The sequence below is a fragment of the Cytobacillus sp. C11.1 genome (assembly GCF_058145115.1).
Map to the genome: position 1 here is coordinate 3,497,850 of NZ_CM176935.1, position 26,256 is coordinate 3,524,105.

Here is a 26,256-nt window from a genome sequence, read left to right on the forward strand (position 1 = left end):
GGAGATTTTAATATGCATTGGTTAAAAGTCTTTATAGCGGCATTTTTTGAAGTGTTTTGGGTCATTGGGTTAAAGCATGCGGACGATCCATTATCATGGACAGGCACCATTATCAGCATTGCGGTCAGTTTTTATTTAATGATTATGGCAGGCAAGGCATTGCCGGTCGGAACGGTTTATGCCGTTTTTGTGGGATTGGGTACTGCCGGAACTGTTTTATCAGAAATTATTTTGTTTGGAGAGCCTTTGAAATTAACCAAAATGATTCTTGTGCTCTTTTTATTAATGGGTGTACTTGGATTAAAGCTGGTGACAGGCGAAGAAGAAAAGGAAGGAGCTGAGACATCATGAGCTGGGTTTATCTTGTCCTTGCAGGGCTATTTGAAATGACTGGTGTAGCGATGATCAACAGCTGGCATAGGAATCGAAATTGGCAATCTCTTTTCCTGCTTCTTGGCGGCTTTGGCGCCAGCTTTCTTTTCCTCGCACTCGCCATGAAGGAGCTGCCAATGGGAACTGCCTATGCGGTTTGGACAGGCATTGGTGCAGCCGGCGGCGCCATTCTTGGCATGATTTTTTATGGAGAACCGAAGGATGCTAAACGAATTTTCTTTATTGCAATAGTACTGAGTGCTGCAATAGGGTTAAAGCTGATTTCTTAATAAAAAGGCCAGCAGGTTTGGTTGGCCTTTTTATTTACTTTTCCAAAGGCACACTGAATAACACATATTTGCCAGTCCACATCTGGCTTGTTACAATAAGTGTTTTTTCGCCTTTTTCAAAGAAGAAACCTGCTCCGTTTTGTTCGATAAAGCTCCAGCCGCTTTCTGCCATTTTTTCTTTCATTAAATCATACGCTTTTCCCTGTTTCATTTGTGCCATGTACCAAACATGGCTGTTTTCCTCTGCAATCTTCGTCATTTTGTAGACGCTTTTTTCTCCTTTTGCAGCTGCTTCACGCTTCGTAATCGATTCAATCGGAAGGTCAGGGTAATAAACTTTTGAGTAAAATACGGATCCTGCTAAGCCTGCAAACAAAACGATGATTGAGATCATCCATTTCTTCAAAAATCTCTCTCCTTCAAAGCGGTTTACTATTCAATTCAACAGGGACCCAGTTTTTACCTTCTCTTACATATAAACATAAACTATAATAATAATATTAAATCCTTATAAGCAGGGCAGGTATAAAATGAACAAACAAACAATTGTTTTTACAGGCGGCGGTTCTGCGGGCCATGTGACCCCAAATATCGCCATCATAAAAGAACTATCCAAAGATGAATGGAACATACATTATATAGGTTCAAAAAAAGGCATAGAAAATGAATTAATTTCAAAAATGGGGATTCCTTACAATGGCATAAGCAGCGGGAAGCTTCGGAGATATATGGATGCAGAAAACGTGAAGGATATTTTCCGCGTATTAAAAGGGATTATGGAAGCAAGAAGCTTGTTGAAAAAAATAAAGCCCAAGCTTGTTTTTTCAAAAGGAGGCTTTGTTTCCGTTCCTGTTATCATCGCCGCCAGCTCATTAAAAATTCCTATTTATATTCATGAAAGTGATTTGACTCCGGGATTGGCCAATAAAATCTCCCAGCGTTTTGCTACTAAAATCTTCACCTCCTTTGAAGAGGCAGCAATGCATTTTCCAGCTAATAAAACAATTGTAATCGGTTCGCCAATAAGGAGAGAGATTTTTTCCGGTAAAAAGGAGAGAGGTAAAAGGTATCTTGATTTTACAAAAGATCTGCCGATTTTAACTGTCATGGGTGGAAGCCTTGGAGCTAAAAAAATAAATGAAACAGTAAGGGATTCCCTTGAGGTGCTCACCGCAAATTATCAAATCGTACACCTATGCGGAAAAGGACAGAAAGATGACAGTTTGGATAACACCGCTGGCTATCGGCAATTTGAGTATGTAAACGAAGAACTGCCGGATATCCTGGCCGCTTCCGACACAGTTGTTACACGGGGCGGTTCAAATGCCATTTTTGAATTTCTGGCTTTGAAAATACCCATGCTTATTATCCCTCTGACAAAAAAACAAAGCAGGGGCGACCAAATATTAAATGCGCAATCTTTTACAAAAAAAGGATACTCACTAACATTGGAAGAAGAGAAATTAACAAAAAACAGTCTTATTCAATCGCTGGAAAACCTCGAAAAAAACAGAGAAAAAATCATAAGTACAATGGAAACCTCCCCAATGGGAGATGCTCTGTCTGTCCTCATTAAAGAAATCGAAAGAAATCGTTAATCTTGAAATATTTTTCAACAGCCGGCAGCTTAATATGCCGGCTTTAACTATTTTTTGCGTAAAAAAGAACTGATCAACGATCATTTTATGGGAAAGCTCTTTTCTAAAAGATTGTTATTTTTAAGTAGATTTTGTAAATAAGAACATTGATAAATAAGGTTGGGTTGATTGGAGCGCAAGGTGCGAGATCCCCGAAAATGCATCCGCATTTCCTTCGTGCGGTGATTATTTAGAGCGGCTTATTCAAAGTCCAGCGGGAGGAGTGGGACAGGTGAGATCCAGCAGGTGCAGCGCACCTAGGAGGCACACCGCACACCCCGCGGAAGCTTGAGCATCCTGGAGCGGAAATCAGCGACTCCTCACTACTTGTTTAAAAAGCAACAAAGTATGCGTAAATAGCCTTGGGAAAAGAAGCAAGCATGGACGTAAAAAAATAATTTAACATCCTTCTTCAACAAAATTTTCCAAACCGACGTTAATAACATGGATTAACGACCATCCTGAAAGCCTTCTTCCTAATTATGAATCCTGACTCCGAAATTAAGTGTAACAATGCATATGTGCTTAAAAGAACCACCATGAAGACCTTAATCAATGACCGACGGGAATAGGGTCGCCATAAATCCGTCTTGTAAACGATCATCTAAGTTCAAGCATGAATAGGGTCGTCATAAAGCCTTCATGAAGACGATAAATGATGAACAGTCAAGGAATTGGTCGTCATAGAACTCTCATGGCGACGATATTTGATGAACAGTTAAGAAAAAGGTCGTCATAGAGCCTTCATGAAGACGAAAAATGATGAACAGTCTGGGAATTGGTCGTCATACAACTCTCATGGCGCCGATATTTGATGAACAGATAAGAAAAAGGTCGTCATAGAGCCTTCATGAAGACGATAAATGATGAACAGTCGAGGAATTGGTCGTCATACAACTCTCATGGCGACGATATTTGATGAACAGATAAGAAAAAGGTCGTCATAGAGCCTTCATGAAGACGATAAATGATGAACAGTCGAGGAATTGGTCGTCATACAACTCTCATGGCGACGATATTTGATGAACAGTTAAGAAAAAGGTCGTCATAGAGCCTTCATGTAGACGATAAATGATGAACAGTAAAGGAATTGGTCGTCATAGAACTCTCATGGCGACGATAAATGATGAACATCTAAGAAAACGGTGGTCATCAAGCCGTAATGACGACGATAAATGATGGACAGCCCAAAAGATGGTCGTCATAGATATTTCCCCATCCGGTTTGGCTTATGCAAGTCCATCAATCGGTCCCGGTCCCGCTAAACAACATTATTTTCACAAACAAACCTTCCGATTCCCTCCTGTAGCCGAACATCGACCTATATCTTCCTTCGTAAAAAGGGACACCAGTGTTTATATTAATAACGATGGGGTAGAAATTAATACCCTACTTAGTATGTGGGTTAACTCAACTAAATATGTCAATAAAGGTGGTTGCTATGAACTTTGCTTATACGGTAGAAACGAACAAATCGATTGAGGAAGCAATTTCGGATTTGGAAAAACAGCTGAAGGAAGAAAAGTTTGGTGTTTTATGGACGTTTGATATTAAAGAAAAGCTTGAAGAAAAGGGCTTCCAGCTGGATGAAGAGTATAAGGTTCTTGAGGTCTGTAATCCTAAGGAAGCTGAGCGCGTTCTGAAAGAAGAAAAGATGGCTGGGTATTTCCTTCCTTGTAAAATTGTTGTTTATAATGAAGCGGGCCAGACGAAAATTGGCTTGCCAAAGCCGACTGCGCTTATCAGCATGATTGATAATCGAAATTTAAAAGAGATGGCAGCAGACATTGAAAATCGCCTGATTGGCTGTCTGGATAAATCAATCTAAGCACAGATCCATTTGGAGTTATTCTCCTGTATTCTTTATTGTGTTTTTAAAAATACTTAAAAATAGGAAGGAGGGTTTTATTTGTCAATAACTGCTAATAAAGTGCTGGACGCGAAAGGTCTAGCTTGTCCTATGCCAATTGTAAAAACGAAGAAGATGATGAACGAGCTTGAACCCGGACAAGTCATGGAAATTCAAGCTACTGATAAAGGATCCACTGCTGATTTAAAGGCATGGAGCGAGAGTACAGGACATCAATACTTAGGTACAATTGAAGATGGGGATGTATTAAAACACTATGTAAGAAAAGCAAGTGCCTCTGAAGAATATAATGAAACGTCGCATCCCGATGTTGCCTCTTTGGACGATCTGTTAAAAAAGATCGAGGGGGACGAACAGATAAAAGTTCTGGATGTGCGGGAGTCTGCAGAATATGCTTTCGGCCATATTCCAAATGCTGTCTCTATTCCACTTGGTGAACTGGAGGAGCGTTTCAGTGAATTGAATCCGGAGGAAGAATTGCATATTATCTGCCGATCCGGATCCCGCAGCGATCTTGCAGCTAAAAAGCTTACTGAAAAAGGATTTAAGAAAGTTATTAACGTTGTCCCTGGTATGAAGGAATGGACAGGTCCGACTGAAAAATTATAAATCGGGAGGTTTTTACACATGAAAGTAGCTATCATCGCGGCCAATGGCGGCTTGTTCGATGCCTATAAAGTATTCAATATTGCTTCGGCAGCCGCTGCTACAGATGCAGAGGTTGGAATCTTCTTTACATTTGAAGGATTGAACTTAATCCATAAAGAAGGCCACAAGCAGCTGCCAATGCCTGCAGGAACGGAGCATTTTCAGGAAGGCTTTAAGCGTGCAAATGTCCCTTCCATTGAAGAGCTTGTCAGCATGGCTTCTGAAATGGGTGTAAAAATGATCGCATGTCAAATGACGATGGACGTCATGTCTCTTGAAAAAGAACATTTTGTCGAAGGTGTAGACGTTGGGGGTGCCGCATCATTCCTTCATTTTGCAAGCGATGCGAATATCACACTAACCTTTTAAAAAAGGAGGATGGAAATGGGCTCAAAAACAATTTCGGTTAAAGAGCTAGTCAGAAAGATCCTTGACCATGAAAACGTTTTTATCATAGATGCCAGAAACACCGATGACTTTGATGACTGGAAAATTGAAGGAAAAAACGTTGAAGTGATCAATGCTCCCTATTTTGAGCTTCTGGAAGGCGTGGATCCAATTAAAGATCAGCTTCCAAAGGATCAGGATCTTTTTGTTGTCTGCGCAAAAGGCGGTTCTTCCGAATTTGTCGCAGATCAGCTTGTAGAAGCAGGTTTTCCAAATGCCTTTTCTGTTGAAGGCGGAATGAAAGCCTGGAGCGAGCATTTGGAGCCTGTAAGAATTGGCGACTTGAAAAGCGGCGGCTCACTTTATCAATTTGTACGGATCGGCAAAGGCTGCCTTTCTTATCTTATTGAATCAAATGGAGAAGCAGCCATTGTTGATACAAATAGGATGCTGGAACCATATGAAGAATTTATCCAAAAGCATAATCTAAAACTGAAAGCGCTTCTGGATACTCACCTTCATGCAGACCATATTTCCGGCGGCAGAAAAATGGCTGAAAAAGAAGGTGCTGAATATTACCTTCCTCCTAAAGATGCAGAGGAGGTAACCTTCTCCTATAACCCGCTAAATGACGGCGACGAAATAAAGGTAGGTAACGCTGTTATTTCTGCGCTGTATTCACCAGGACACACAATTGGAAGTACTTCTTTTATAGTCGATGACCAATATCTTTTAACAGGAGATATCTTATTTATCGATTCTATTGGCCGTCCTGACCTTGCCGGAAAAGCCGAAGATTGGGTAGCTGATTTACGGACAACTCTTTACAAGCGCTATAAGGAGCTTGCGGATGAGCTTGTTGTGCTTCCTGCCCACTATATGACCATTAAAGAAATGAATGATGATGGCAGCATTTCAGAAAAGCTTGGTGTCCTTTACGCTCAGAACCATGGTCTTAATATCGACAGTGAAGAAACCTTCCGTAAAACAGTTACAGAGAATTTGCCTCCGCAGCCAAATGCCTATCAGGAAATCAGAGAAACTAATATGGGTAAAATTGACCCGGATCTTGAAAAACAGCGGGAAATGGAAATTGGTCCAAACCGCTGTGCGGTAAGATAATAATCATATTATAAAAAAGACAAACAGCCTATAATGACTGTTTGTTTTTTTCTTTATGTAATACAATATAGGAAGAATTTAGAACATTTAGATCTATTGAATGCAAATGAAAATTATGAAAGTGACATCTATGAGCCCCCGCTGGATTAGAACATTAAGCTGGATATAGAACAGCCATTTTATTTAGAAAGGAAATGCTAAGATGACTTACCATGAAAATTGTCCATTCTGCCACCCTCAAAGGGATCCTCATCAGCATATCATTTTTGAAAACAACACATGCTACTACCTTCAGCATGATAAGGAGCAGGATGTATTGGAGGGAAGCGGAGTCATTGTCCCGAAAGCCCACTATAAAGATGCCTTTCACTTAGCGGCTGATGAGTGGAACGATACATATGAATTATTGCAAAAAGCAAAGGAATACGTTGATAAAAGGTACTCACCGGATGGATACACTCTTGGCTGGAATGTTGGAGAGGCGTCAAACCAAACGATCCTCACTGCCACCTGCACATAATCCCCAGATATAATGATGAGCCACATGCAGGTAAAGGAATAAGGCATTGGCTTAAACAACCTGATAATAAAAGAGTAACCTTGAAATAAGATCAGCAAAAAACACACAGCTGCTTGAACTGTGTGTTTTTTGCTAAATCAGGCTGCTTTAACAGGTTTTTCCGGGGAATTGTTTTTAACTCCCAGCACATCAAGCAAAAAGACGAACACTGGAATTCCAACAATCAACCCCCAAACGCCAAAGAAATGCTCCGAAAAAATCAGGACAATAAACGTATAAAATACAGGCAGATCCGTTTTGGAAGACATAAGCTTTGGATTTAAAATATATGCTTCTATCGCGTGAATGACCATAATAACAAGAAGGATATAAAAAACCTGGATGAATCCGCCAAGTGAATAGGCGATCGTACTAAGCGGAATAAGAGAAATGATCACACCCGCAACAGGAATAAGACCTAGCAGAAATATAAGAATTGACAGTCCCAAAAGATGAGGGAAACCCATAACCCATAGTGCCAGGGTTGTTAATGCACAATTGACAAGCGCAATGACAAACTGCGCCTCTATAACCTTTCCAAACGTCTGCACGAATTTTTTGCCGAAGTATTCGATTTCATTATAAAAGTCTGCGATTTTACTGTATTTAAATTTCATTGTAAAATCAACGAGCTTTGGTTTTTCAAGCAGAAAGAATAAACTTAGGATTAAGGAGAGCAAAATTTGGACGGCAATATGGCTAACATCTGAAAAGTATTGCAGCAAAAATGCAAACCCTTGCTCAAGATATTTCGAAATCTCATTTGTTTCAAGCATTTGAACAATATAGGTGATCATAATGTTGTCATGCTTTTGAGTGTAAAAGCTTTCAACCTGGGTGAAGAGCTGTGATATTTCTGATACTATAATGGGCAGGTATTTAGTAATCCCTATCGATAACATGCCAATAATCGCTAGATACAGGCTTACTACCGTTAACTTCCTATTAAATTTAAATCTTGATAAAACCAGCTTCACAAGCCTGTCCATCAAGAATGAAAAGATAAAGGTAATCAGAATCAAGTTAATCATGCTTCTTAGCAAATAAAGCACCAGTACAATAACCCCGAAGATGATAAAACGTTTCAATCCATTATGGTTAAAAAATGATTTCAAGCTTTCCATTCTCATTCCTCCACATTTTCTTATTTATATAGATTTCCCTTAAACAGTGTGGAGGCAGTTGCTCTGAAACTTATGGGGAGTCATATACTTATGGATATTAGGAACAGGAACAAAACCAGCAAATTCAAGCTTGCTGTGTGCCATATCCTTAAATGTAAAAACTTTTGCGGCAATTTTCTTAAAAGCAGCCACGGAAGCATTTTTCGATGCTGCATTTTTTAAAACAGCTGCATCAATTACGATGGAATCACCATTGATTTGTTCCTCTAACTCAATCCAATCGCTCAAATCCATCGTTTGCTGCATAGTTGAAGACAAACCAGATATGAATAAAACCATGCTAAAAAATATGTGCGCCAACTTGTTCATCCTCTTAAAAAATTCACTTTATTTATTATTTTATAATACTTTCAATTTTTATTATATAACTAATTGCACGGTTAAAATAAAAATTTTAACACATTGATAAAGGATGATGATTTTGGGTAAAAAATATGCCGTTATTACTGGCTGTTCTGGTGGTTTTGGTACCTTAATGGCCATAGAATTGGCTAAAAATAATTTTCATGTCATGGCGACAATGAGGAATATGAAAAAAAGCAATTTATTAATGGAAAAAGCAAATGCAGAAGGAGTACAGGAGTTAATATCTGTTCACGAATTGGATGTTACCTCAGCAGAATCAATAGAAAATTTAAAAACATTCCTAAACAATCTCCCTTCAGTTGATGTCCTGATTAATAACGCGGGCTATGCTGGTGCTGGCTTTGTAGAAGAGATTCCGCTTGATGAATACAGAAGCCAGTTCGAATCGAATGTTTTTGGAACAATAGCTGTTACACAAGCCGTTCTTCCGTTTATGCGCAAGCAAAGAAAAGGAACGATCATTAATATAAGTTCCATTAGCGGAAGAGCAGGATTTCCGGGCTTATCTCCATATGCTGCTTCCAAGTTTGCAATCGAAGGCTGGAGCGAATCTTTAAGGCTTGAAATGAAGCCTTTTGGCGTGAATATCGCATTAATAGAACCAGGCTCTTTTAGAACAGGCATTTGGACAACTGGAAAAAAAGTAACGGAGCAATCAATGAAAAAAGACTCTCCCTATTATGCTTATATGAGAAAAATTCAAGATTACCTGGATAAAAGCGAGCCTTTCTATGGAGATCCGGTAATAGTAGCAAAAAAAGCGGCCAGCATCGCATTGGAGAAAAATCCAGGGTTAAGACACCCAGTTGGAAAAGGTGTACGAGCAAGAATAAATTTGAAGAATATGCTGAGCTGGAAGACCTGGGAGAAAGTAATTATGAAAACTTTGTACAAAAATTAATTAGAAAACAGATACGAAGTAATCAGCAAACATATGACAAACAAGGCAAAAGTGCCTAGCAAGAGAAAGCTTGATATGAATAAAGAAATTTGTGCGTTCTTAGCTTTAAGATGTTTCAAAATTTCCCTTTTTTTATTCTTTTTTCTGAAGTTCCCAATCCCTGATTAATTTTCTAATATCAAGAGAAAATAAAAAAACTAGTCCATTAATCATCTGGGGGGAGATGGAATGAAAAAGGGAATGAAAAAAACTTTAATCATCGTACTGTCATTCATGACCCTGCTGATTGTCTGGAATCAAACACAAGCGCAAGTATCCGGGCCTCCAACCATTCACTTGCGTCTAATGGAAACGACTGACCTGCATGGGAACATGATTGGATATAATTACGAAAATAAAAAAAAGACGGTAGAGTTTGGACTTTCCAGAACGGCGAACCTGATCAAACAAGCCAGGATGGAAGTACCAAATTCCCTTCTTTTTGATAATGGAGACATATTGGAAGGCAACGCACTCGATGAATATGCCTACAGGAGCCATCCGTTGGACCTGGCCAATGTCCATCCGGTTTTTAAAGCCATGAACACTTTGTTATACGATGCGGCTACAGTCGGGAACCATGAATTTAACTATGGAATTGACTTTATGGAAGAAAGTTTAAGGGGTGCAAATTTTCCTTATATAAATGCCAATATATATGTAGAAGACCGTAACCATTTTGAAAATGATGATCTTAATTATTTCAATCCTTATACGATTCTTGAAAAAGAGGTGACAGATACAGCAGGGGAGAAGCATAAGCTTAACATTGGCGTAATTGGCTTTATCACTCCTATTGTCGCTGAATGGAATAAGGAATATTTTCGAGGCAATCTAAAAGTGAAAAATATTAAAGAAACTGCCGAACATTTTATCCCAATCATGAAGAACAAGGGTGCAGATATCATTGTGGCTCTTGCTCATACTGGACTGCAATCAGATAAAGGATTGGATGAGAAAAAAGGCAACTCTGTTTATGCTCTAAGCAAGGTAAAAGGCATTGATGCCATTCTATTTGGCCATAGCCATTCTGTCTTTCCTGTAAGGGATGAACTGCAGAAGCTGCCGGGAATTGATTTGAAAACAGGGACCATAAATGGAACGGCTGCCGTCCAGGCCGGGTATTGGGGCAATCACCTGGGACTCATTGATTTAAAGATTGTCGAACGAGAAGGCAGCTGGAAGGTTACTAGCAGCTTATCCTCGATTAGGCCAGTCTATCGTACAATCAATAAACAAAGCAGACCAGCTATCCCGGCAGATCCGCTAATTGAACAAATTATGAGAAAAGACCATAAAGAGACTTTGGATTTCTTGAGGGATAAAAAATAGAACCCCGCCCATTGGAGGGAGGGGTTCTCACATTTAAAAATCATTCTCGGTATCTCTTGTAGATGGGTCTGTAATTCTGTTTGTCGATTCCGGTATAGCATCATACACAGCGGGATCTACATCATGGATGGATCCATCTGCAAGTGCATTAAATAAATCGTAAAGCGGCGCCTTAACTGTTTCTTTCAGCATACCAGCTTGTTTCTGTCCTAAAGTCTGGCTTTGCCCTTTAATTTCCATCAGCATAATTGCTGCATCATTTAAAGCAAAGGCACCAAGTGCTGTACCCGGAAGGTTGACATCAGGATACTTCTGGATGGCACCAAAGTGGGAGAAGCCTCTTTGCAGTGTCTGAGCTGCAAGGGCATTCACCTGCTTGCCTAATGTAAGAACGTCCTCATCTACCTCATATTCCTTGCCTGTAAATGGATCGGTATATGGGTCGGCCACAACAGCTGCAAGCTGAATCGGAACAGAGCGGTTATCTTCATCAGACACGGTATTAAAACCGCGGTGATGAACATCTACATAGACATCCGGGCGCAGATCCTGGAATACACTCGTAACCGTTCTGGCTTCTGCTGTTACGTAAAATCCGCCGAAGTTACTGTTATTGGTATCTTTATCATTTAGGAAAGCTTCGACTTCACCTTTATCCTGCTCTTCGACTCTGAAATCCAGGTTCGGGTTATAGTCACGGTTCTGGTCGTATCCAGGAATTCCATATACGACCCGTCCATTATTATTCTGAGCTCTTTCACTGCCGTCACTGTTATAATACCATGGAGCTTCTGTACCTGCTGGAAGGTCAATGTTCTCCGGCAGCCATGTTTGGTGAGTATACCTTGTTGGATACCACTTGCCTTCATATTGATTATCTGCACCTTCCGGATTAATGCGCGGCATGATCCAAATAGAGACCTTATCCAGCATTTCATTTACTTCTTTAGAATTAGAGGATAATTTTTGGATGATATCAATTGCCGCTTCTGCGCCAATTTGCTCGTTTCCGTGAATTTGTGCCGTAATCAGCACGCGTTTTTTATTCGGATCTGCATCTCCAAATTTTACAACATATAGAGGCTCGCCTTTATCTTCTTCCGTTTGGTAGCCATCAGGAGACTGATTGGAATAGCCGGCAATTTCAAGCTTCATTTTGCCTTTCGAAGAAGCCTCCAGCTTTTCGAGTGTTTGACGCAGCTCTTCATTAGACATGTAGCTGGATAAAGAAATATTTTGTTCATTTTCAATGTATGGGCCGTTAGGCTTTGACTGTGGATCTGCAAGAGCTGTTGACGATGCAATCATTGATAGTGCCAGTGCTGCAGGAATTACTGCTTTAGAAATTTTCTTCATTTTTCATCCTCCTCATAAAATAATTTCTATGTAATGCGAAAATTTCGTGTTGCTTAATAAAGAGTTTAATAGATAAAAGCAATAAAGTTAATTGAAAATACAGTATTTTATAAAAACGAATCAAAAGACACAGAAACCTATTAAATCTTTTGAGAAAAAGGAACCAACTGGGATAGGATATTATTACCAATAAAATAAGAAAAAGGCGCCCAAGAATCAGGACGCCTCTTTCTTATAAAACTGCTAAATCTTCATTCTTCAAATCCGTGATAAACATATGGCCGGGTGCATGTGTGATCATGATTTCCGGTTTTACATGCATAGCAACTGCCTGAGGGGTGACACCGCAAGCCCAAAATACAGGAATTTCGCCATCCTGAATCGTGACAGAGTCCCCAAAATCAGGCTGATAGATATTTTTTATGCCGATGGCTTCCGGGTTCCCCATATGGACTGGAGCACCATGGACAGAAGGGAAGCGGCTTGTTACCTGCACAGCTCTGATTGCATCTTTTTCCTTCATTGGCCGCATGCTGACAACCATTGGACCTTCAAACCGGCCTGCTTTTACACAGCCAATATTTGTTTTATACATCGGCACATTTCGGTTTTCCTGGATGTGCCTTATAGGGATATTGTTTTTAATCAGTGCCTCTTCAAACGTAAAGCTGCAGCCCAGCAGAAATCCTACCATGTCTTCATTCCAATAATCGCTTATATCTGTCAGCTCTTCAGCCAGCTCGCCGTTCCGGTAAATCCTGTATTTAGGAATATCTGTTCTAATGTCAGCATCAGGAGCAGAGAGCAGCGGAACAGGAGATCCAGGTTCGGTGACGTCAATGATGGGACAGGATTTCGGGTTTCTTTGGCAAAAGAGCAAAAACTCAAATGCCATTTCCTTTGGCAGAATGGCCAAATTTGCTTGAATATAACCATTTGCCATTCCTGATGTAGGCTTGTCCCAGCCCTGGCGGCGGATTAACTTACGTGCTTCAGCAGGACTCCAAATAGAAGGGTCGCTCATGAAAAATTCTCCTTTCAACCTTATTTAAATAACTGAGGGATACCATTTATTAATGAATAAACACCCATATAAGACATGGCCGCAACAATTATCACGCCAAAAATCGTCATCCAAAGCGGATGCTTATAATCACCGACAATTTTGGTTTTATAGGCAGCAATCAGCATGACACCTAAAGCAATCGGCAAAATTAAACCATTTAAGGAGCCCACTAAAACTAAAATCTTAACAGGTTTTCCGATGATGACAAAAACAAGTGTGGATATGGCAATAAAACTTACAATCAGCCATTTATGATATTTTTCCAGGACCGGGCTGAAGGTACGTATAAAGGAAACAGACGTATAAGCTGCGCCGACTACAGACGTTACAGCGGCAGCCCACATCACAACCCCGAAAATTTTATAGCCGATATTGCCTGCTGCCAATTGGAAAACGGAAGCAGGAGGGTTGGATGGATCGAGCGCCAGTCCTTGGGATACAACCCCCAATGCAGCAAGGAACAGGAATATACGCATGACAGACGCAATACCAATCGCGCTGATGGAGCTTTTTGTAACTTCAGGAAGAGCTTCTTTTCCTTTAACCCCGGCATCAATCAAGCGATGCCCGCCAGCGAAGGTGATATATCCGCCAACTGTTCCCCCAACTAAAGTAATAATGGCAAGAATATCAATTTTATCAGGAGCGAATGTTTTAACAACAGCTTCGCCAACTGGAGGCTGTGCAGTGAACATGACATAAACGGTGAGGGCAATCATCACAAAACCTAAAATCTGCGTAAAGCGGTCCATCAGCCTTCCAGCTTCTTTAACAATAAAGATCCCTATCGCCAGGATTCCGCTTAGCAAAGCACCCATTTCAGGGGAGATGCCAAAAATAACATTGGTACCCAATCCGGCTCCGGCGATGTTCCCAATATTAAAAGCCAGACCGCCCATGACAATAAGGGCAGCGAGAAAATAACCAAGGCCGGGAAGGAGATCGTTCGCAATATCCTGGGCCCGTTTCTCGGAAACAGCAATAATTCGCCAAATATTCATTTGCGCACCAATATCAATAATGATGGATATTAAAATAACAAAGCCAAAACTGGCTAAAAGTGTTTCAGTAAATACAGTTGTTTGTGTCAGGAATCCCGGTCCGATGGCCGATGTGGCCATTAGGAACGCGGCACCCAGCAATAAGCTCGCATTTGTTTGCTGTTTCATTCAGTTTCCCCCTGTATTGTTTAATTTTAAGAAATATAGCTCTCCGACCGCCTCTTTTTCGTGAAAAAGGCGATCCAAGGAAGTGAAATTTATGTTTATCGTCAACTTTGCAAAAAATATCATCAACATTGCCAATAAATCGTCAACTCTTCGTTTTTATCATCAGCTTTAGCCATATTCATCAACTCAGACCTAAATATGATTAACCATTTATTACAAAAAATCACTAATTTTAGCTACCTTTATCCCTGCATCCTTCAGAGCAGTTGGAATATATTTGGCAAATTCAAGTGCGCTTTCACCATCGCCGTGAATGCATATCGTGTTTGCTTCTATAGTAACTTCCGTGCCTTGAATAGAAGTTACTTTACCTTCCTTTACCATCCGGATTACCTGATTAACTGCAGCTGTATGGTCTGTAATGAGGGCATTGCTTTCTCTTCTGGAAGTAAGCGAGCCATCTTCCTGGTAAGTACGGTCTGAGAACACTTCATGGGCAGAGCGGAGGCCGATTTTTTTCCCGGCCTTCACAAGCTCACTGCCAGCAAGACCAAATAAAATCAATTCAGGATCCACTTTATAAACCGCTTCGGCAATTGCCTCGGAAAGAGGAGCACTTTTAGAAGCCATATTGAATAGGGCTCCATGCGGCTTAACATGCTGAAGCTTGCCGCCTTCGGATTTGACAAAACCATATAATGCCCCGATTTGGTAGACTGCCAGGTCATAGGCTTCCTGGGGTGTAATGCTGATGTCGCGCCGTCCGAATCCCGGAAGATCCTGCAACCCAGGGTGTACGCCGATTCCGACGTTTTTATCCAATGCCATCTTAACCGTTTTGCGCATAGTGGCAGGGTCGCCTGCATGAAAGCCGCACGCAATATTTGCAGAAGTAATATAGTTCAGGATTTCCTCATCCCGCCCCATTTTATACGCTCCAAAACTTTCACCCATATCACAATTAATATCAACAATATGCATCTCATTATCCTCCTATCTGGTTTTCAAATAGATTCCTTGCTTCAATTCTTTTAATTTCCTTTCCCTCTCGAGGTACAAGTGCTGAGCCTTTTCATGCGATATTTCCACAAATCTCAGCTTATCACCGGGCTTGGCCTGTGCAAGCAAAGGGAGGTCGGCAAAAGCGACTTGGCCGATTTTTGGATAGCCTCCAGTTGTTTGCCTGTCCACAAGCAATACAATCGGATTTCCATCAGGCGGAACTTGTATTGAACCAAAATTGACTGCCTCGGAAATCATTTCGGCTGGTTCAGATAATGAAAGGGCAGGGCCCTTCAGTCTGTAACCCATTCGATCTGACTGTGCTGTTACTTCAAAGTCAGCACCGATCAGCTTTTTCTGGCTCTCCTTTGAAAAAAGCTCAAATTGGCGGCCCTTTGTGAAGCGGATGAACGGATTGGATTCAGAATTCGGAATGAGCTCGGCTGTGATGGACCAATCACTTTCCACAAAGGGGTGATTTTGTAACTGTCGTGATAAATATTCCGTCATTTTATCTGATTGGTCTGATGGCGTCCCCCAAACAAGCTGGTCACCAGCTTTTAAAGATCTTCCTTCATAACCGCCAATGCCAGCACGCAAATAAGTGGCCTTGCTTTTCATTACTTCAGGTACAGAGAAGCCGCCGGCAACAGCCAAATAGGCACGGCAGCCGCTCTGTGTGTAGCCGAATTTAAGTTCGCTGCCTTTTTTCACAAAAATAGATCTCCAAGCTCGAACAGGCACGTTATTTATGGCTGGAGATAGATCCCCGCCGCAAATAGAGATAAGGGCATCTTCTTCAAAAATGATTGTAGGCCCCAGCATGGTTATCTCCAGAGTAGGTTCATTTTCAGCATTACCTGTCAGCAAATTAGCCATTCGGTGTGCAAATGGGTCCATCGCTCCGCTTGCAATTACACCAAATTTTTGGAACCCGGTTCTCCCCAAATCCTGTATGCTTGAAAGGAGACCCGGTTTTTTTATTTTAAGCATTACTCTGTCTCCTTCCAATTCTCGTATTCTTTCAGGCTAATCGGGAAAAATTTGATTTTATCCCCGGCTTTTAACAAGGTAGGGGAATCATGATGCGGGCGAAATAATTTGACAGGAGTTCGACCAATCAGCTGCCAGCCGCCAGGTGTTTCGATCGGATAGATCCCAGTCTGCATGCCTGCAATCCCAACCGTCCTTTCCGGAATTTTCAAACGGGGAGATTCCCTTCGAGGCGCAGCGATTTTCTCGGACATGCCTCCAATAAAAGGGAAGCCTGGAGCAAACCCAATCATATAAACCAGATAGTTTCCAGAAGAATGAATGTTAATGACTTCCTCCGGTGTAATTCCATTATGGTCTGCAACATACTCCAGATCCGGACCAAATTCACCGCCATAGCAAACAGGAATTTCAACAACCCTTGCATCTGCAGCTTTGCTTGCTTCTAAACCCTCCATCAGCGGTTGAATCAGTGAACAAACGTGGTCATATGGAAGCTTGTCATTTGAGAGCTGATAAATTAGCAGCGGATCATAAAAAATGCTAACAGTCGAAAAAGCAGGGATGTACTCAGTCATCCATTCCGGCGGCTGATTTTCAAGGACTGCTGTTAAGGCCTGAACCTTTTCGTGCGCCTCCTGGCTAATTTCGTTCCCAAGTTCAATGAGGACGGCATTCTCCCCAAGAGGGTGTATAGTGTATTCCATTTTTTCACCTGCTTTCATAAAAAAACTATTCTGGTAATAGTAATTAGCTTTAGAAGTTTGCATAAAATAGAAACTTATTGATTCTCTAATACAAATGTTTATCGGTAATAATACCGGTATTATATAGATAGTTTATAACCAATGGTTTCCATCTACTCAACAACTTACGCTAACTAAATATATTATTCTATAATAGACTGAAAATTCTTTTTGTGCAAATTGTCCTGCTATACATCCTTCTAAGCTAGGAAATTATGTAGCAGGTGATTGTAGCGATGATTAATGAAACCCTCTAAGAAGAGAAGTAGAATAACGAAAAATGAACCTCCATTTTCTTCATAGTTTACGAAACCTGCAAATATGGGAATACAAAAGAGACATTATGATTTAGGGAGAGATAATTGTGGGTGCAAAAACAGAAATTAACCTGTCCGGAAGATTTGAGGCAGCTTTTAACCGTATTCATAAAGCCTTAAAACAATCTGCCAAAAAAGCCAGGACAGATAAATTTTATAAATTGATTGAGATACAAAAAAATCATTCGCTGATTCGATTATACGAAGATGATTTATTTCAATTTGCAAAACTTCGAAATGCGATTGTACATGAAAAAATAGATCTCGATTATTATATTGCCGAACCTCATTTGGAGACAGTTGAAAGGATCGAAAGGATTGCTGAAGATTTTGAAAAGCCGAAGACAGCACTGTCGATCGCCGCGACACCTGTTTTTTACTTTTACGAAGATGGCAAGCTGTCAGATGTTTTGGCCATTATCAATAAGTTTTCACACTCCCAGTTTCCCATCTATAATAGAAAGGAAGAATACTCGTGGCTGCTGACTTCAGCAGATATTGTAAAATGGATGGCCGAGCATTTTACAGAAGATTCGATTCAGCTGAAGAAAGTGCAAATAAAAGAGCTATTTAACAAAAAATCGAAGCATCAAATAACGTTCGTCAGCAAAGATACTTCCATTTTTGATTTAGAGGACTTATTTGAAGAGTACAGGTGCAAAAATGAAAAACTGGAAGGCATTATTGTTACTGAAAAGGGTAAGCCGACAGAAAAGCCAAAAGGGATCATAACTGCCTGGGACCTTCTCGAAGCGGATGCCGAAAATTAATATGAAAAAAGGTGCAAACCGATTGGTTCGCACCTTTTTTCAGTCCCCATAAGGACGTTTACAGGAATCCTATTGCATCAGGCCAAAGCGGATTAGTGTGGGCCTATCCTGCACTTGCATCCCCGCTGACCTCAGTGCAAAGATTCCTTTCTTTGCAACGCCAAACGAATACCGTGAAGTCGCTGTAAACCTAATCATGGCTTCAGTCCCTCCTTTTGGTTTTGGCCTTGCATTATTACTTTTTCCACGATTTTGAAAAATAAAACATCTTTAAATACCTCTGTAAAAATGCGATAAATATGCTAAGATAAGGTGATAGCTAAATAGAAATCCGTTTGATTACGGTAGAGGTTCTAGCTACCCTCTTTAAAAAACTAAGGAAAACAGGTCTGCTTTCTTAGTAGTCCTGTTTTTCTATTAAAAGGAGAATTTCTTATGAAAAATGATAAAGCGCTTGTTGTGTTCAGCGGCGGGCAGGATAGCACCACATGCTTATTTTGGGCAAAAGAACATTTCGCAGAAGTGGAAGCAGTCACTTTTAATTATAATCAGCGGCATAAGCTGGAAATTGAATGCGCACAGCAAATCGCAAAAGAATTGGGCGTTACCCATCATATACTTGATATGTCTTTACTAAACCAATTGGCGCCAAACGCATTAACACGTAATGATATCGAAGTGAAGGATGGGGAAGAGGGGGAACTGCCTTCCACATTCGTACCCGGCAGGAACTTGTTATTCCTATCTTTTGCTGGCGTGCTTGCCAGTCAAATCAATGCCAAGCATATCATTACTGGTGTATGCGAAACAGATTTCAGCGGATACCCGGATTGCAGGGATGTTTTTATAAAATCACTAAATGTAACACTTAATCTTTCAATGGACCAGCAGTTTATTATTCATACGCCATTAATGTGGCTGAACAAGGCCGAAACATGGAAGCTGGCAGATGATCTGAATGCGCTTGATTATGTACGTAAAAAAACGCTCACCTGCTATAACGGAATCCCTTCTGATGGCTGCGGCGAGTGTCCGGCATGCCATTTAAGGCAAAAAGGGCTTGAAGAATTCCTCCAAGAGAAAGGGGAGCTGTAAGCCATGTACGGATTCAGAATTGTTGATAAACTTCAGAAGATTGACAAGGATATTAAGCGCGATCAGCTAAAATATCATCAAAAACGTGTTCTTGTCAGTAAGGAATTCACCTTTGATTCCGCCCATCATTTGCATTGCTATGAAGGCAAATGCAAAAATTTGCATGGCCACACATACAAAGTCATTTTTGGCATCAGCGGATTTGTTGATGACAGAGGTCTGATGATTGACTTTGGTGATATTAAAGAAATCTGGAAAAATGATATTGAAGTTTTCCTTGACCATAAGTATTTGAATGAAACACTACCGCCTATGAATACGACAGCAGAGAACATGGTTGTCTGGATTTATGAAAAAATGGCGGAATCCCTTCAAAACCGGAAGGATCAATATATTGGGGCAAGGATGGAATTTGTACGCCTTTACGAAACTCCTACCAGCTTTGCAGAAGCGAGAAGGGAGTGGATGGAGGTTGAGTAAAATCCCTGTTCTTGAAATTTTTGGGCCGACCATCCAGGGTGAAGGAATGGTTATCGGCCAGAAAACAATGTTTGTCCGTACAGCAGGCTGTGATTATTCCTGCAGCTGGTGCGATTCCGCATTCACCTGGGATGGAAGCGCTAAAGACAGCATTCGTCAGCTGGATCCGGATGAGATTTTGAAGGAACTGAAGGAACTTGGCGGCGACGGTTTTTCTTTTGTGACAATCTCAGGAGGAAATCCGGCTCTTCTGAAAAACCTCGATGAGTTCATTTCATTACTGAAAGCAGAAAGGATTAAAGTCTGCCTCGAAACCCAGGGAAGCCGCTGGCAGGATTGGTTTTACGAAATTGATGAACTGACCATTTCACCTAAGCCGCCAAGCTCAGGAATGAAAACAGATTTTGAAATGCTTGATTCGATCCTCGAAAATCTGCAAAGAAAAGGCGATAGAGATAAACATGTCTCCTTAAAGATTGTTATCTTTAATGATGGTGACTATGAGTATGCAAAAATGGTCTATCAGCGCTACCCGGGTATTCCATTTTATCTGCAGGTAGGGAATGATGATACGGCTACTGCAGATGACCAGGATCTGATCCAAAGACTGCTTGGCCAATATAATTGGCTCATTGAGAAAACGATGGCTGACCATGATTTGAAAGATGTAAAAGTCCTGCCGCAGCTCCACACCTATATTTGGGGCAATAAGCGGGGAGTATAGCTTCTTTCATATACCCGTTACATACATTATGTGCGGGTTTTTTTCTTGAGAGCCTTTATACATCCAAGGTATGAATATCCGCCATTTGTGCTTTTTCTCGAAAATACAATCAACGAAAAAAGCTGCCAGACATTGTGTCCGGCAGTTTTTTTCGTTTGAAAGATTTCCTCAATCCCAGGGAATGCTAGCCAAAAGGAGTGTGGAAAATGAAAATATTCATTAGCTTTCTGTTACTGATTTTTTCATTAGGCAGTACGGCAGGTTACACCGCTGCTGCTTCGCCAAAACCCGAGCTGGCCATTGTCATTGATGACCTGGGAAACAATATGAAGGGTACAGCAGAAATGATGGAACTTCCAGTCACCTTGACGGTAGCCATCATGCCTTTCATGCCAACGACAAAAGAAGATGCCGAAATGGCTAATAAGAATGGCCATGAAGTCATTGTTCATCTCCCAATGGAACCGAAAAGAGGCAAGAGAAGCTGGCTTGGCCCTGGAGCAATTACAACTGATTTAAGCAATGAAGAAATCCGCAAGAGAGTAGAAGATGCCATAAAAGAGGTCCCGCACGCTGTCGGCATGAACCATCATATGGGATCAAGAGCGACAGAAAATGAGCGTGTCATGAGAATTGTTATGGAAGTTTGTAAGAAACATGGTCTTTTTTACTTGGACAGCAAAACAACCGGCAAAAGCGTGGCAGGCAAGGTGGCAAATGAAATTGGTGTTCCTTATGTAGAGAACCATATTTTTTTCGATGATATTTACACCACAGCACACATTACTAAACAAGCTGATCGGCTGGCAGAAAAACTCGTAAAAAGCGAACGAATTATCGCTATAGGGCATGTTGGCATCACAGGCCCCAAAATGGTATCCGTTTTGAAGGATTATATCCCTGTTTATTTACAAAAAGCCAACATCGTACCGCTGTCAGAACTAATCCCCGGCTACGAACTAATTGACGATGGACCATAAAAATAAAGCTGCAAACCCGAAGAGGTTTGCAGCCTTTATGGTGTGTAATGAAACTGGTCTAGTGGTGGTATAGGTACCTGGTACTGAAAGGGGGCCGCCCACATTCCGGTCTGGTTAGTCCCGCAACGAAGCGAAGTTAGAAGAGGTGGGCGGCCGTGAATATAGTATATGCAATCAGCGGAAAAGGATGCAAAAAACCTTCCTGCATTTTGGCAGGAAGGCTTTTGCAGCTTACTGGTCTAGTGTGGTATAGGTACCTGGTACCTTTTTGAATGCCAGATACATCATCGGGACGATGATCAGGGTTAGGATAACCGAGAACAGGATGCCAGAGATGATCGTGATGGCGAGCGGGGTAAATAAGGCATCGCCGCTTACTGCTACTGGGATCAACGCTACAATGGAAGTGAGTGCTGTTAGCAGGATAGGGCGGATTCTTGTACGGCCTGCTTCTACAACTGCTTCTTTTATAGGCATTCCATTTCTTAGTCCCTGTTCCATAAATTCAATCAGCACGACAGAGTTTCTAACTACAATTCCGGTCAATGAAACCATACCCATAACGGCAAGGAAGCTGATTGGCGTTTGTGTGACAAACAGCCCCAAGATTGCACCTGCAATCGCCAGATAAACAGCAACCAGAACCAGAAATGGAATTCCCAGTGAGTTAAACTGGAAGGCTATCAGCAGGTATACAAGAAAGATGACAATGATAAATAAAACGGTAATCTCAGCAAAGAAATCATTTTGCGCCTGATTTTCTCCACCTACTGAAATGCTATAATCATTATCATTCAGATTTTCTCGTTCATCTTCAACGACATTTTGCACATTTTCCTTGAAATTCTCCTCGTCCTTTGGGAAAGCTCTGATCGTAATAGCACGATCTCCATTTAAGTGAGGAATCCGTTGAATTTCTTCAGTTTTTTCTTCATCTACAAGAGTGTCAATGGACACAAGGGCTGGAGGACCACCCTGGGCATTGCCAGACGCAATTTCAAGCTCTGAAAGATCAAGAGCTTCATCTTTTTCACCTAGAAGGATACTCATATCCATTTTGGTAACTCCATTGTCAAAAGGTTTAAGAGGAATTCCTTCAGTTGCAAGACGAATTTGCTCGCTTATCTGGTTAACCGTGATTCCATAATCCTCTAAAAGCTCCCGATTTGGTACATACTTTAAGGTAGGCTCAGGATTGCCAATATTATCGACTACAAAGTCGGCTCCTGCTTTTTTCATATCTTCAGTCAGGCTATCCCTCAGCTCCAAAAGCTTCCCGATTTCCGGTCCTTTAATCGTTACCGTTACAGGAGCGCCAGCAGGAGGCCCCTGCTGGATGGTTTCCATAAAAATTTCAGCATCCGGATATTTATTCCGAAGCACGGAAGACCAGTCATCAATCAATCCCTGCGCTGTCTGGCTTTCCCGATCTACCCGGGCTACTATTTGTCCGGTATTAGGACCCGTTACCTTGAGGGAGCTATTAAACAAATTTGGCAGCCCGGTTCCAGCAAATATGCTCGTTTCCGTTACACCCTTATCACTCAATAGTATTGCTTCAATATTTTCAAGCTCATTTGCTGTTTCCTCAAGAGTCGTTCCGATCGGCAGGGAAACATCAATCGTTACTTCTTCGCGGTCAGCAGCAGGGAAAAATTCAAACGGTGTTAATACAACCAATCCCATAATAACTGTTGTAAAAAATAATCCAAGGATAGAAACCAGTTTTGGTCTTTTTGAAAAAGGCTTTAAAATTTTATCAGCATAAAAATCGGATGTTTTATTCAATGGTTTGCCTAATAAACCTGGTGCATCTGAAACCTTTTTGCTCGTTTTTCTATAGAGCATAAAACGCAGCATCGGCACAAAAATCAGCGCTACGAGTGTCGATGCCAGAATAGTCGTAATCAGGACTGTTGGCAATGCACGGATAAATGCTCCATTGCCCCCTGATAGAAAGACGAGCGGAAGAAATGTAAAAACGATCGCCAGTGAAGAGGTGACAATGGAAACCCATATTTCTTTTGTCCCATTTACAGCGCCGGCCAGGGCGTTATCACCCAGCTTGTAGCGTCTTTGTATATTATCATTCACTACAATCGAGTCATCAACCAGTATACCTAATGCGATGATTGCACCAATGACTGATATTTGATTTAAATCCACCTCCGCAAACGGAAGGGGAATCAGCCCCATTAAGATAGAGATTGGAATGGCAAGCGCCACGACAAAAGCACCAGATGCCGTTAAACCAAGCGCAGTTGTTAAAATAACCGCAATGACTGAAATGGCTAGTGAAAGGAATAATCCATCAAATATATCTGTCACCAAATTAGCCTGAGAGTAGTAATTCTCTAGTGTTACATTTTCAGGTAACCCTGTACTGAGCTCCTTCACTTTTTCACTTACTCTTTCATCAACAGACGGGATATCCTGGCCTTCTTCTACAAAAGCGGTAAACGAAATAGAAGGCTTTCCGTCTAGACTAACAATATCTTCTTTCTCCTGTTGAACAATTTCAGCCTTTCCCACATCTCCCAACAGGACTGATTCCCCTTGAGGAGTCTTTCCGACAAATACAGCCTCAATTTGTTCTTCAGAAGTAAAGTGATCAACAGTCAATTGCACAACTTCTTGATTTATTTCCTGTTTCCCGATAGGAGTCGGGTAATATTCCTCGTTAATTGCCTCGATCACATCAGGAAGGATAATGCCCTTTGCTTTTAATAGCTCAGGATCCATCTGGATCTCTATTTCTTCTTCAGGTAGACCTTTAATTGCTACTCCCGATACACCTTTTAAGGATTCAACTTCCTCTTTCCAGCGAGTTAATTCTTTTTTTAATGGAAGAAGATTCTCCATATCATTACTTGTGAGATGATAAGAGACGATTGGCATTTTAATCGTTGACTCATTAATTTCGGGTTCAAATGCTTCCTCAGGAAATCCGGCAGCTGTATCTGATACTGCCTGACGGACATTACTGAAAACTTCTTTTTTGTCTTCTCCGTCGGATACGGTTACGATTATAGCGGAGAAGCCAGCGGCCGAAGAAGAACTGATTTCTTCAATTCCATCAATAGACAGCAATTTTGATTCCAGGGGGTTTGTTATATTTCGTTCCACACTATCTACAGTAGCACCGGGATAGACAGTATTTACTGTGCCAATATTGACAGTGGTTTCAGGAATTTCCCTTTGCGGAAGCTGAAAAAACGTAAACACGCCAATAATAACAAATAATAAAAACAAAATGATAAAAATTTTGGATCGCTTCAGTATCCATCCTAGCATATATGTTCCTCCTCAGGGTATTGACTCTTGGGTCAATTGATGAATAAAATAGATTTAAACCTTTACAAAACAAGGAAATATAATTGACTCAATAGTCATTTTGCATGTTTCTGAAGGTGGAGTCAAGAATGAGTGTGCTGGGTTTAGATACTAAACCAATTTATGTCCGAGGTGCTGATATGAATAAAAGAGAAGTCATTTTAGAAACGGCAGTTGAGCTTTTTGCCGAGAAAGGATACAGCCATACATCTATGCAGGAAATTGCCGAAGGAGTGGGGATTTCCAAGGGCTCATTGTATTCCTTTTTTACATCAAAAGAAGATCTGATCATTTCGATCTATGAACATTATCAGCAGCTTGTATTCGAGCGAGTTTTCATTATTGGTCTTGACGGGGATCTGCCGCCGAGGGAAAAGCTTGAGAAACAATTTGAGGTTCAGTTTGAGGGAATTCTGCATTATAAAGCTTATATGAAAATGCATATGCGTGGCGAAACAGGGACGAATAACAAAAAAATTTCCGCCATGGAACACAGGATGAGAGGCCGCTTATTTTCTTGGCTGCAAAATAGCTTGCTAGAACTTTACGGAGAAGAAATAATTAATTATAAATGGGATCTGCTGTTCATGACGCAATCCATCTATCGTACCTATATGATGCTCTTGGTGACAGGGCAGGCAAAAGCAGATCCTTCTGCTATTGGCAGACACATCGTAAGGCAGCAGGATGTGATGGCAAATGACTTTCTAAATGGGAATAGCCACCCCATCCTTAATGATGAAATGATGCAGAACTTTGTCGTCGATATGGATAGGGAGGGGGCCTTTGTTTCTTTTGAAAAAAGGGAGCAGGCCTGGAAAACACTTTATAACAAACTAAACAAACTGGATCCTTCTCAATTTACCAGCTTAAAGGAAATTGCCAACCGCATCTCTGAAGAAACAAAGAAATCCCGTCCTGAGAAAGTGGTGCTAAAAGGGCTTTTCGCTTTGCTAAAAGAAAACGAGGAAGTTGCAGTCGAAGCAAAAGCCCTGGAAGACGTGATTCTCTCTGTATAATTAAGATCTTTACATGTAAAAAATAACATTGTCATCAATTCTTTTTAGGATTGCGGCGATGTTATTTTTTATCCTGTTTTCCAAAAACTGATGAGGAAGTTTGTCCGGCTTTTATGCAGGGTATGTAAGCAATATAAACAAAAATGGAAGGAGAGGTTAGGATGCTTTGGACGATTGCAGGTATTTTGCTTGTATTATGGATACTCGGATTAATATTTGAAGTAGCAGGTGGCATCATCCATCTACTGCTAGTAATTGCAGCCATCATTATTGTCGTAAACTTTATCAAAGGCCGAGCATCAGGCAGGGGATAGGAAAGAAATTCAAACAAAAAAGCCTTCAATGAAGGCTTTTTCTATGCCCTTTTCCTTTTTATAGCGTCATCGGAGAACACCTGTAATTCCCAGTACATTGTATTCCATTTGTTTCATCCATAAAAACTATTACTCAAAACGCGGAAGCAAGTTTCTTTTAACTTTCCTCAAAGTATAATGCCTAA

26 protein-coding genes, 1 pseudogene and 1 riboswitch are annotated in these 26,256 nt (G+C 41.0%); of the genes and pseudogenes, 17 read left to right on the forward strand and 10 right to left on the reverse strand.

Translation table 11 applies throughout. From position 1 onward, the window contains the following. Window positions 1-12 precede the first annotated feature (12 nt). A complete protein-coding gene (locus AC3ZVC_RS17360; protein ID WP_490064461.1) occupies window positions 13-351 on the forward strand; it encodes a DMT family transporter in 339 nt (112 codons plus the stop codon). Beyond that, window positions 348-662 (forward strand): DMT family transporter, encoded by a 315-nt coding sequence (locus AC3ZVC_RS17365; RefSeq protein WP_490064462.1) that lies wholly within the window; start codon window positions 348-350, stop codon window positions 660-662. Before AC3ZVC_RS17360 ends, AC3ZVC_RS17365 begins: the two co-directional genes overlap by 4 nt. Window positions 663-696: 34 nt before the next feature. Here the strand turns inward: AC3ZVC_RS17365 and AC3ZVC_RS17370 are convergent, their stop codons facing one another. Further along, a complete protein-coding gene (locus AC3ZVC_RS17370) occupies window positions 697-1,068 on the reverse strand; it encodes a hypothetical protein (protein WP_490064463.1) in 372 nt (123 codons plus the stop codon). A gap of 124 nt (window positions 1,069-1,192) precedes the next feature. Here AC3ZVC_RS17370 and murG point away from each other — a divergent pair, with 124 nt between their 5' ends. The 6 genes and pseudogenes from murG to AC3ZVC_RS17400 all read left to right on the forward strand — a co-directional run bounded on the left by murG (window position 1,193) and on the right by AC3ZVC_RS17400 (window position 6,935). After that, window positions 1,193-2,260, forward strand: coding sequence for an undecaprenyldiphospho-muramoylpentapeptide beta-N-acetylglucosaminyltransferase (gene murG, locus AC3ZVC_RS17375; protein ID WP_490064464.1), 1,068 nt, complete (start codon window positions 1,193-1,195; stop codon window positions 2,258-2,260). Between the two features lie 1,480 nt (window positions 2,261-3,740). Next, entirely contained in the window at window positions 3,741-4,127 is a 387-nt protein-coding gene (locus tag AC3ZVC_RS17380) for a DUF302 domain-containing protein (RefSeq protein ID WP_490064465.1), read from the forward strand. An 81-nt stretch (window positions 4,128-4,208) separates the two neighbouring features. After that, window positions 4,209-4,778: a sulfurtransferase TusA family protein gene (locus tag AC3ZVC_RS17385; RefSeq protein WP_490064466.1), complete on the forward strand. Its 570-nt coding sequence runs from the start codon at window positions 4,209-4,211 to the stop codon at window positions 4,776-4,778. 18 nt (window positions 4,779-4,796) lie between these two features. Further along, window positions 4,797-5,186 carry a DsrE/DsrF/DrsH-like family protein gene (locus AC3ZVC_RS17390; RefSeq protein ID WP_490064467.1) on the forward strand — a complete coding sequence of 130 codons (390 nt, stop codon included), beginning with the start codon at window positions 4,797-4,799 and terminating at the stop codon, window positions 5,184-5,186. Between the two features lie 15 nt (window positions 5,187-5,201). After that, a complete protein-coding gene (locus AC3ZVC_RS17395; protein WP_490064468.1) occupies window positions 5,202-6,326 on the forward strand; it encodes an MBL fold metallo-hydrolase in 1,125 nt (374 codons plus the stop codon). Between the two features lie 202 nt (window positions 6,327-6,528). Then, window positions 6,529-6,935, forward strand: a pseudogene (locus tag AC3ZVC_RS17400) (HIT family protein). A gap of 48 nt (window positions 6,936-6,983) precedes the next feature. Here the strand turns inward: AC3ZVC_RS17400 and AC3ZVC_RS17405 are convergent. Beyond that, complete coding sequence (locus tag AC3ZVC_RS17405; RefSeq protein WP_490064469.1) at window positions 6,984-8,009, reverse strand: AI-2E family transporter; 1,026 nt, start codon at window positions 8,007-8,009, stop codon at window positions 6,984-6,986. Window positions 8,010-8,048: 39 nt separating this feature from the next. Next, window positions 8,049-8,369 (reverse strand): hypothetical protein, encoded by a 321-nt coding sequence (locus tag AC3ZVC_RS17410; protein WP_490064470.1) that lies wholly within the window; start codon window positions 8,367-8,369, stop codon window positions 8,049-8,051. A gap of 121 nt (window positions 8,370-8,490) precedes the next feature. Between AC3ZVC_RS17410 and AC3ZVC_RS17415 the strand changes: the two genes are divergently transcribed. Both AC3ZVC_RS17415 and AC3ZVC_RS17420 read left to right on the forward strand, forming a co-directional pair. Continuing rightward, on the forward strand, window positions 8,491-9,336 hold the full coding sequence (locus AC3ZVC_RS17415; RefSeq protein ID WP_490064471.1) for an SDR family oxidoreductase: 846 nt from the start codon (window positions 8,491-8,493) through the stop codon (window positions 9,334-9,336). A 228-nt stretch (window positions 9,337-9,564) separates the two neighbouring features. Further along, on the forward strand, window positions 9,565-10,707 hold the full coding sequence (locus AC3ZVC_RS17420; protein ID WP_490064472.1) for a metallophosphoesterase: 1,143 nt from the start codon (window positions 9,565-9,567) through the stop codon (window positions 10,705-10,707). Between the two features lie 33 nt (window positions 10,708-10,740). Here the strand turns inward: AC3ZVC_RS17420 and AC3ZVC_RS17425 are convergent, their stop codons facing one another. From AC3ZVC_RS17425 to pxpB, 6 genes are all read right to left on the reverse strand, one after another. After that, complete coding sequence (locus tag AC3ZVC_RS17425) at window positions 10,741-12,063, reverse strand: M14 family zinc carboxypeptidase (RefSeq protein WP_490064473.1); 1,323 nt, start codon at window positions 12,061-12,063, stop codon at window positions 10,741-10,743. A gap of 232 nt (window positions 12,064-12,295) precedes the next feature. Next, window positions 12,296-13,087 (reverse strand): putative hydro-lyase, encoded by a 792-nt coding sequence (locus AC3ZVC_RS17430; protein WP_490064474.1) that lies wholly within the window; start codon window positions 13,085-13,087, stop codon window positions 12,296-12,298. Between the two features lie 20 nt (window positions 13,088-13,107). Further along, window positions 13,108-14,298, reverse strand: a complete 1,191-nt coding sequence (locus AC3ZVC_RS17435) for an NRAMP family divalent metal transporter (RefSeq protein WP_490064475.1) — start codon at window positions 14,296-14,298, stop codon at window positions 13,108-13,110. A gap of 213 nt (window positions 14,299-14,511) precedes the next feature. Further along, complete coding sequence (locus AC3ZVC_RS17440; protein WP_490064476.1) at window positions 14,512-15,279, reverse strand: LamB/YcsF family protein; 768 nt, start codon at window positions 15,277-15,279, stop codon at window positions 14,512-14,514. A gap of 12 nt (window positions 15,280-15,291) precedes the next feature. Beyond that, on the reverse strand, window positions 15,292-16,293 hold the full coding sequence (locus AC3ZVC_RS17445; RefSeq protein WP_490064477.1) for a 5-oxoprolinase subunit C family protein: 1,002 nt from the start codon (window positions 16,291-16,293) through the stop codon (window positions 15,292-15,294). Beyond that, on the reverse strand, window positions 16,293-17,000 hold the full coding sequence (gene pxpB / locus AC3ZVC_RS17450; protein WP_490064478.1) for a 5-oxoprolinase subunit PxpB: 708 nt from the start codon (window positions 16,998-17,000) through the stop codon (window positions 16,293-16,295). Before pxpB ends, AC3ZVC_RS17445 begins: the two co-directional genes overlap by 1 nt. Window positions 17,001-17,403: 403 nt before the next feature. Between pxpB and AC3ZVC_RS17455 the strand changes: the two genes are divergently transcribed. From AC3ZVC_RS17455 to AC3ZVC_RS17475, 5 genes are all read left to right on the forward strand, one after another. After that, window positions 17,404-18,126, forward strand: coding sequence for a CBS domain-containing protein (locus AC3ZVC_RS17455; protein WP_490064479.1), 723 nt, complete (start codon window positions 17,404-17,406; stop codon window positions 18,124-18,126). Between the two features lie 341 nt (window positions 18,127-18,467). Then, a riboswitch (PreQ1 riboswitch) is annotated at window positions 18,468-18,510 on the forward strand. Window positions 18,511-18,561: 51 nt separating this feature from the next. Beyond that, entirely contained in the window at window positions 18,562-19,221 is a 660-nt protein-coding gene (queC, locus tag AC3ZVC_RS17460) for a 7-cyano-7-deazaguanine synthase QueC (protein WP_490064480.1), read from the forward strand. 3 nt (window positions 19,222-19,224) lie between these two features. After that, window positions 19,225-19,701 carry a 6-carboxytetrahydropterin synthase QueD gene (gene queD, locus AC3ZVC_RS17465; RefSeq protein WP_490064481.1) on the forward strand — a complete coding sequence of 159 codons (477 nt, stop codon included), beginning with the start codon at window positions 19,225-19,227 and terminating at the stop codon, window positions 19,699-19,701. Next, entirely contained in the window at window positions 19,694-20,425 is a 732-nt protein-coding gene (gene queE, locus AC3ZVC_RS17470; protein WP_490064483.1) for a 7-carboxy-7-deazaguanine synthase QueE, read from the forward strand. Before queD ends, queE begins: the two co-directional genes overlap by 8 nt. A gap of 206 nt (window positions 20,426-20,631) precedes the next feature. Further along, window positions 20,632-21,405, forward strand: a complete 774-nt coding sequence (locus AC3ZVC_RS17475) for a divergent polysaccharide deacetylase family protein (RefSeq protein WP_490064484.1) — start codon at window positions 20,632-20,634, stop codon at window positions 21,403-21,405. 231 nt (window positions 21,406-21,636) lie between these two features. On the opposite strand, the gene AC3ZVC_RS17480 is transcribed toward AC3ZVC_RS17475, so the two are convergent. Beyond that, the gene (locus AC3ZVC_RS17480; protein WP_490064485.1) at window positions 21,637-24,699 is read right to left on the reverse strand and encodes an efflux RND transporter permease subunit; all 3,063 of its coding nucleotides are present in this window, start codon (window positions 24,697-24,699) and stop codon (window positions 21,637-21,639) included. A 128-nt stretch (window positions 24,700-24,827) separates the two neighbouring features. Here AC3ZVC_RS17480 and AC3ZVC_RS17485 point away from each other — a divergent pair, with 128 nt between their 5' ends. Both AC3ZVC_RS17485 and AC3ZVC_RS17490 read left to right on the forward strand, forming a co-directional pair. Next, window positions 24,828-25,757: a TetR/AcrR family transcriptional regulator gene (locus AC3ZVC_RS17485; protein ID WP_490064486.1), complete on the forward strand. Its 930-nt coding sequence runs from the start codon at window positions 24,828-24,830 to the stop codon at window positions 25,755-25,757. 161 nt (window positions 25,758-25,918) lie between these two features. Then, a complete protein-coding gene (locus AC3ZVC_RS17490) occupies window positions 25,919-26,071 on the forward strand; it encodes a lmo0937 family membrane protein (RefSeq protein WP_110062821.1) in 153 nt (50 codons plus the stop codon). Window positions 26,072-26,256: the final 185 nt, after the last annotated feature.

Bases quoted from the DNA above. Each gene is read 5' to 3' on its own strand.
- AC3ZVC_RS17365 (WP_490064462.1), top strand. From the start codon at position 348: ATGAGCTGGGTTTATCTTGTCCTTGCAGGGCTATTTGAAATGACTGGT.
- AC3ZVC_RS17490 (WP_110062821.1), top strand. From the start codon at position 25,919: ATGCTTTGGACGATTGCAGGTATTTTGCTTGTATTATGGATACTCGGA.
- AC3ZVC_RS17360 (WP_490064461.1), top strand. From the start codon at position 13: ATGCATTGGTTAAAAGTCTTTATAGCGGCATTTTTTGAAGTGTTTTGG.
- AC3ZVC_RS17430 (WP_490064474.1), bottom strand. From the start codon at position 13,087: ATGAGCGACCCTTCTATTTGGAGTCCTGCTGAAGCACGTAAGTTAATC.
- AC3ZVC_RS17425 (WP_490064473.1), bottom strand. From the start codon at position 12,063: ATGAAGAAAATTTCTAAAGCAGTAATTCCTGCAGCACTGGCACTATCA.
- AC3ZVC_RS17485 (WP_490064486.1), top strand. From the start codon at position 24,828: ATGAGTGTGCTGGGTTTAGATACTAAACCAATTTATGTCCGAGGTGCT.
- queD (WP_490064481.1), top strand. From the start codon at position 19,225: ATGTACGGATTCAGAATTGTTGATAAACTTCAGAAGATTGACAAGGAT.
- AC3ZVC_RS17480 (WP_490064485.1), bottom strand. From the start codon at position 24,699: ATGCTAGGATGGATACTGAAGCGATCCAAAATTTTTATCATTTTGTTT.
- AC3ZVC_RS17395 (WP_490064468.1), top strand. From the start codon at position 5,202: ATGGGCTCAAAAACAATTTCGGTTAAAGAGCTAGTCAGAAAGATCCTT.
- AC3ZVC_RS17390 (WP_490064467.1), top strand. From the start codon at position 4,797: ATGAAAGTAGCTATCATCGCGGCCAATGGCGGCTTGTTCGATGCCTAT.
- pxpB (WP_490064478.1), bottom strand. From the start codon at position 17,000: ATGGAATACACTATACACCCTCTTGGGGAGAATGCCGTCCTCATTGAA.
- AC3ZVC_RS17440 (WP_490064476.1), bottom strand. From the start codon at position 15,279: ATGCATATTGTTGATATTAATTGTGATATGGGTGAAAGTTTTGGAGCG.
- AC3ZVC_RS17380 (WP_490064465.1), top strand. From the start codon at position 3,741: ATGAACTTTGCTTATACGGTAGAAACGAACAAATCGATTGAGGAAGCA.
- AC3ZVC_RS17435 (WP_490064475.1), bottom strand. From the start codon at position 14,298: ATGAAACAGCAAACAAATGCGAGCTTATTGCTGGGTGCCGCGTTCCTA.
- AC3ZVC_RS17475 (WP_490064484.1), top strand. From the start codon at position 20,632: ATGAAAATATTCATTAGCTTTCTGTTACTGATTTTTTCATTAGGCAGT.
- murG (WP_490064464.1), top strand. From the start codon at position 1,193: ATGAACAAACAAACAATTGTTTTTACAGGCGGCGGTTCTGCGGGCCAT.
- AC3ZVC_RS17405 (WP_490064469.1), bottom strand. From the start codon at position 8,009: ATGGAAAGCTTGAAATCATTTTTTAACCATAATGGATTGAAACGTTTT.
- AC3ZVC_RS17420 (WP_490064472.1), top strand. From the start codon at position 9,565: ATGAAAAAGGGAATGAAAAAAACTTTAATCATCGTACTGTCATTCATG.
- queC (WP_490064480.1), top strand. From the start codon at position 18,562: ATGAAAAATGATAAAGCGCTTGTTGTGTTCAGCGGCGGGCAGGATAGC.
- AC3ZVC_RS17445 (WP_490064477.1), bottom strand. From the start codon at position 16,293: ATGCTTAAAATAAAAAAACCGGGTCTCCTTTCAAGCATACAGGATTTG.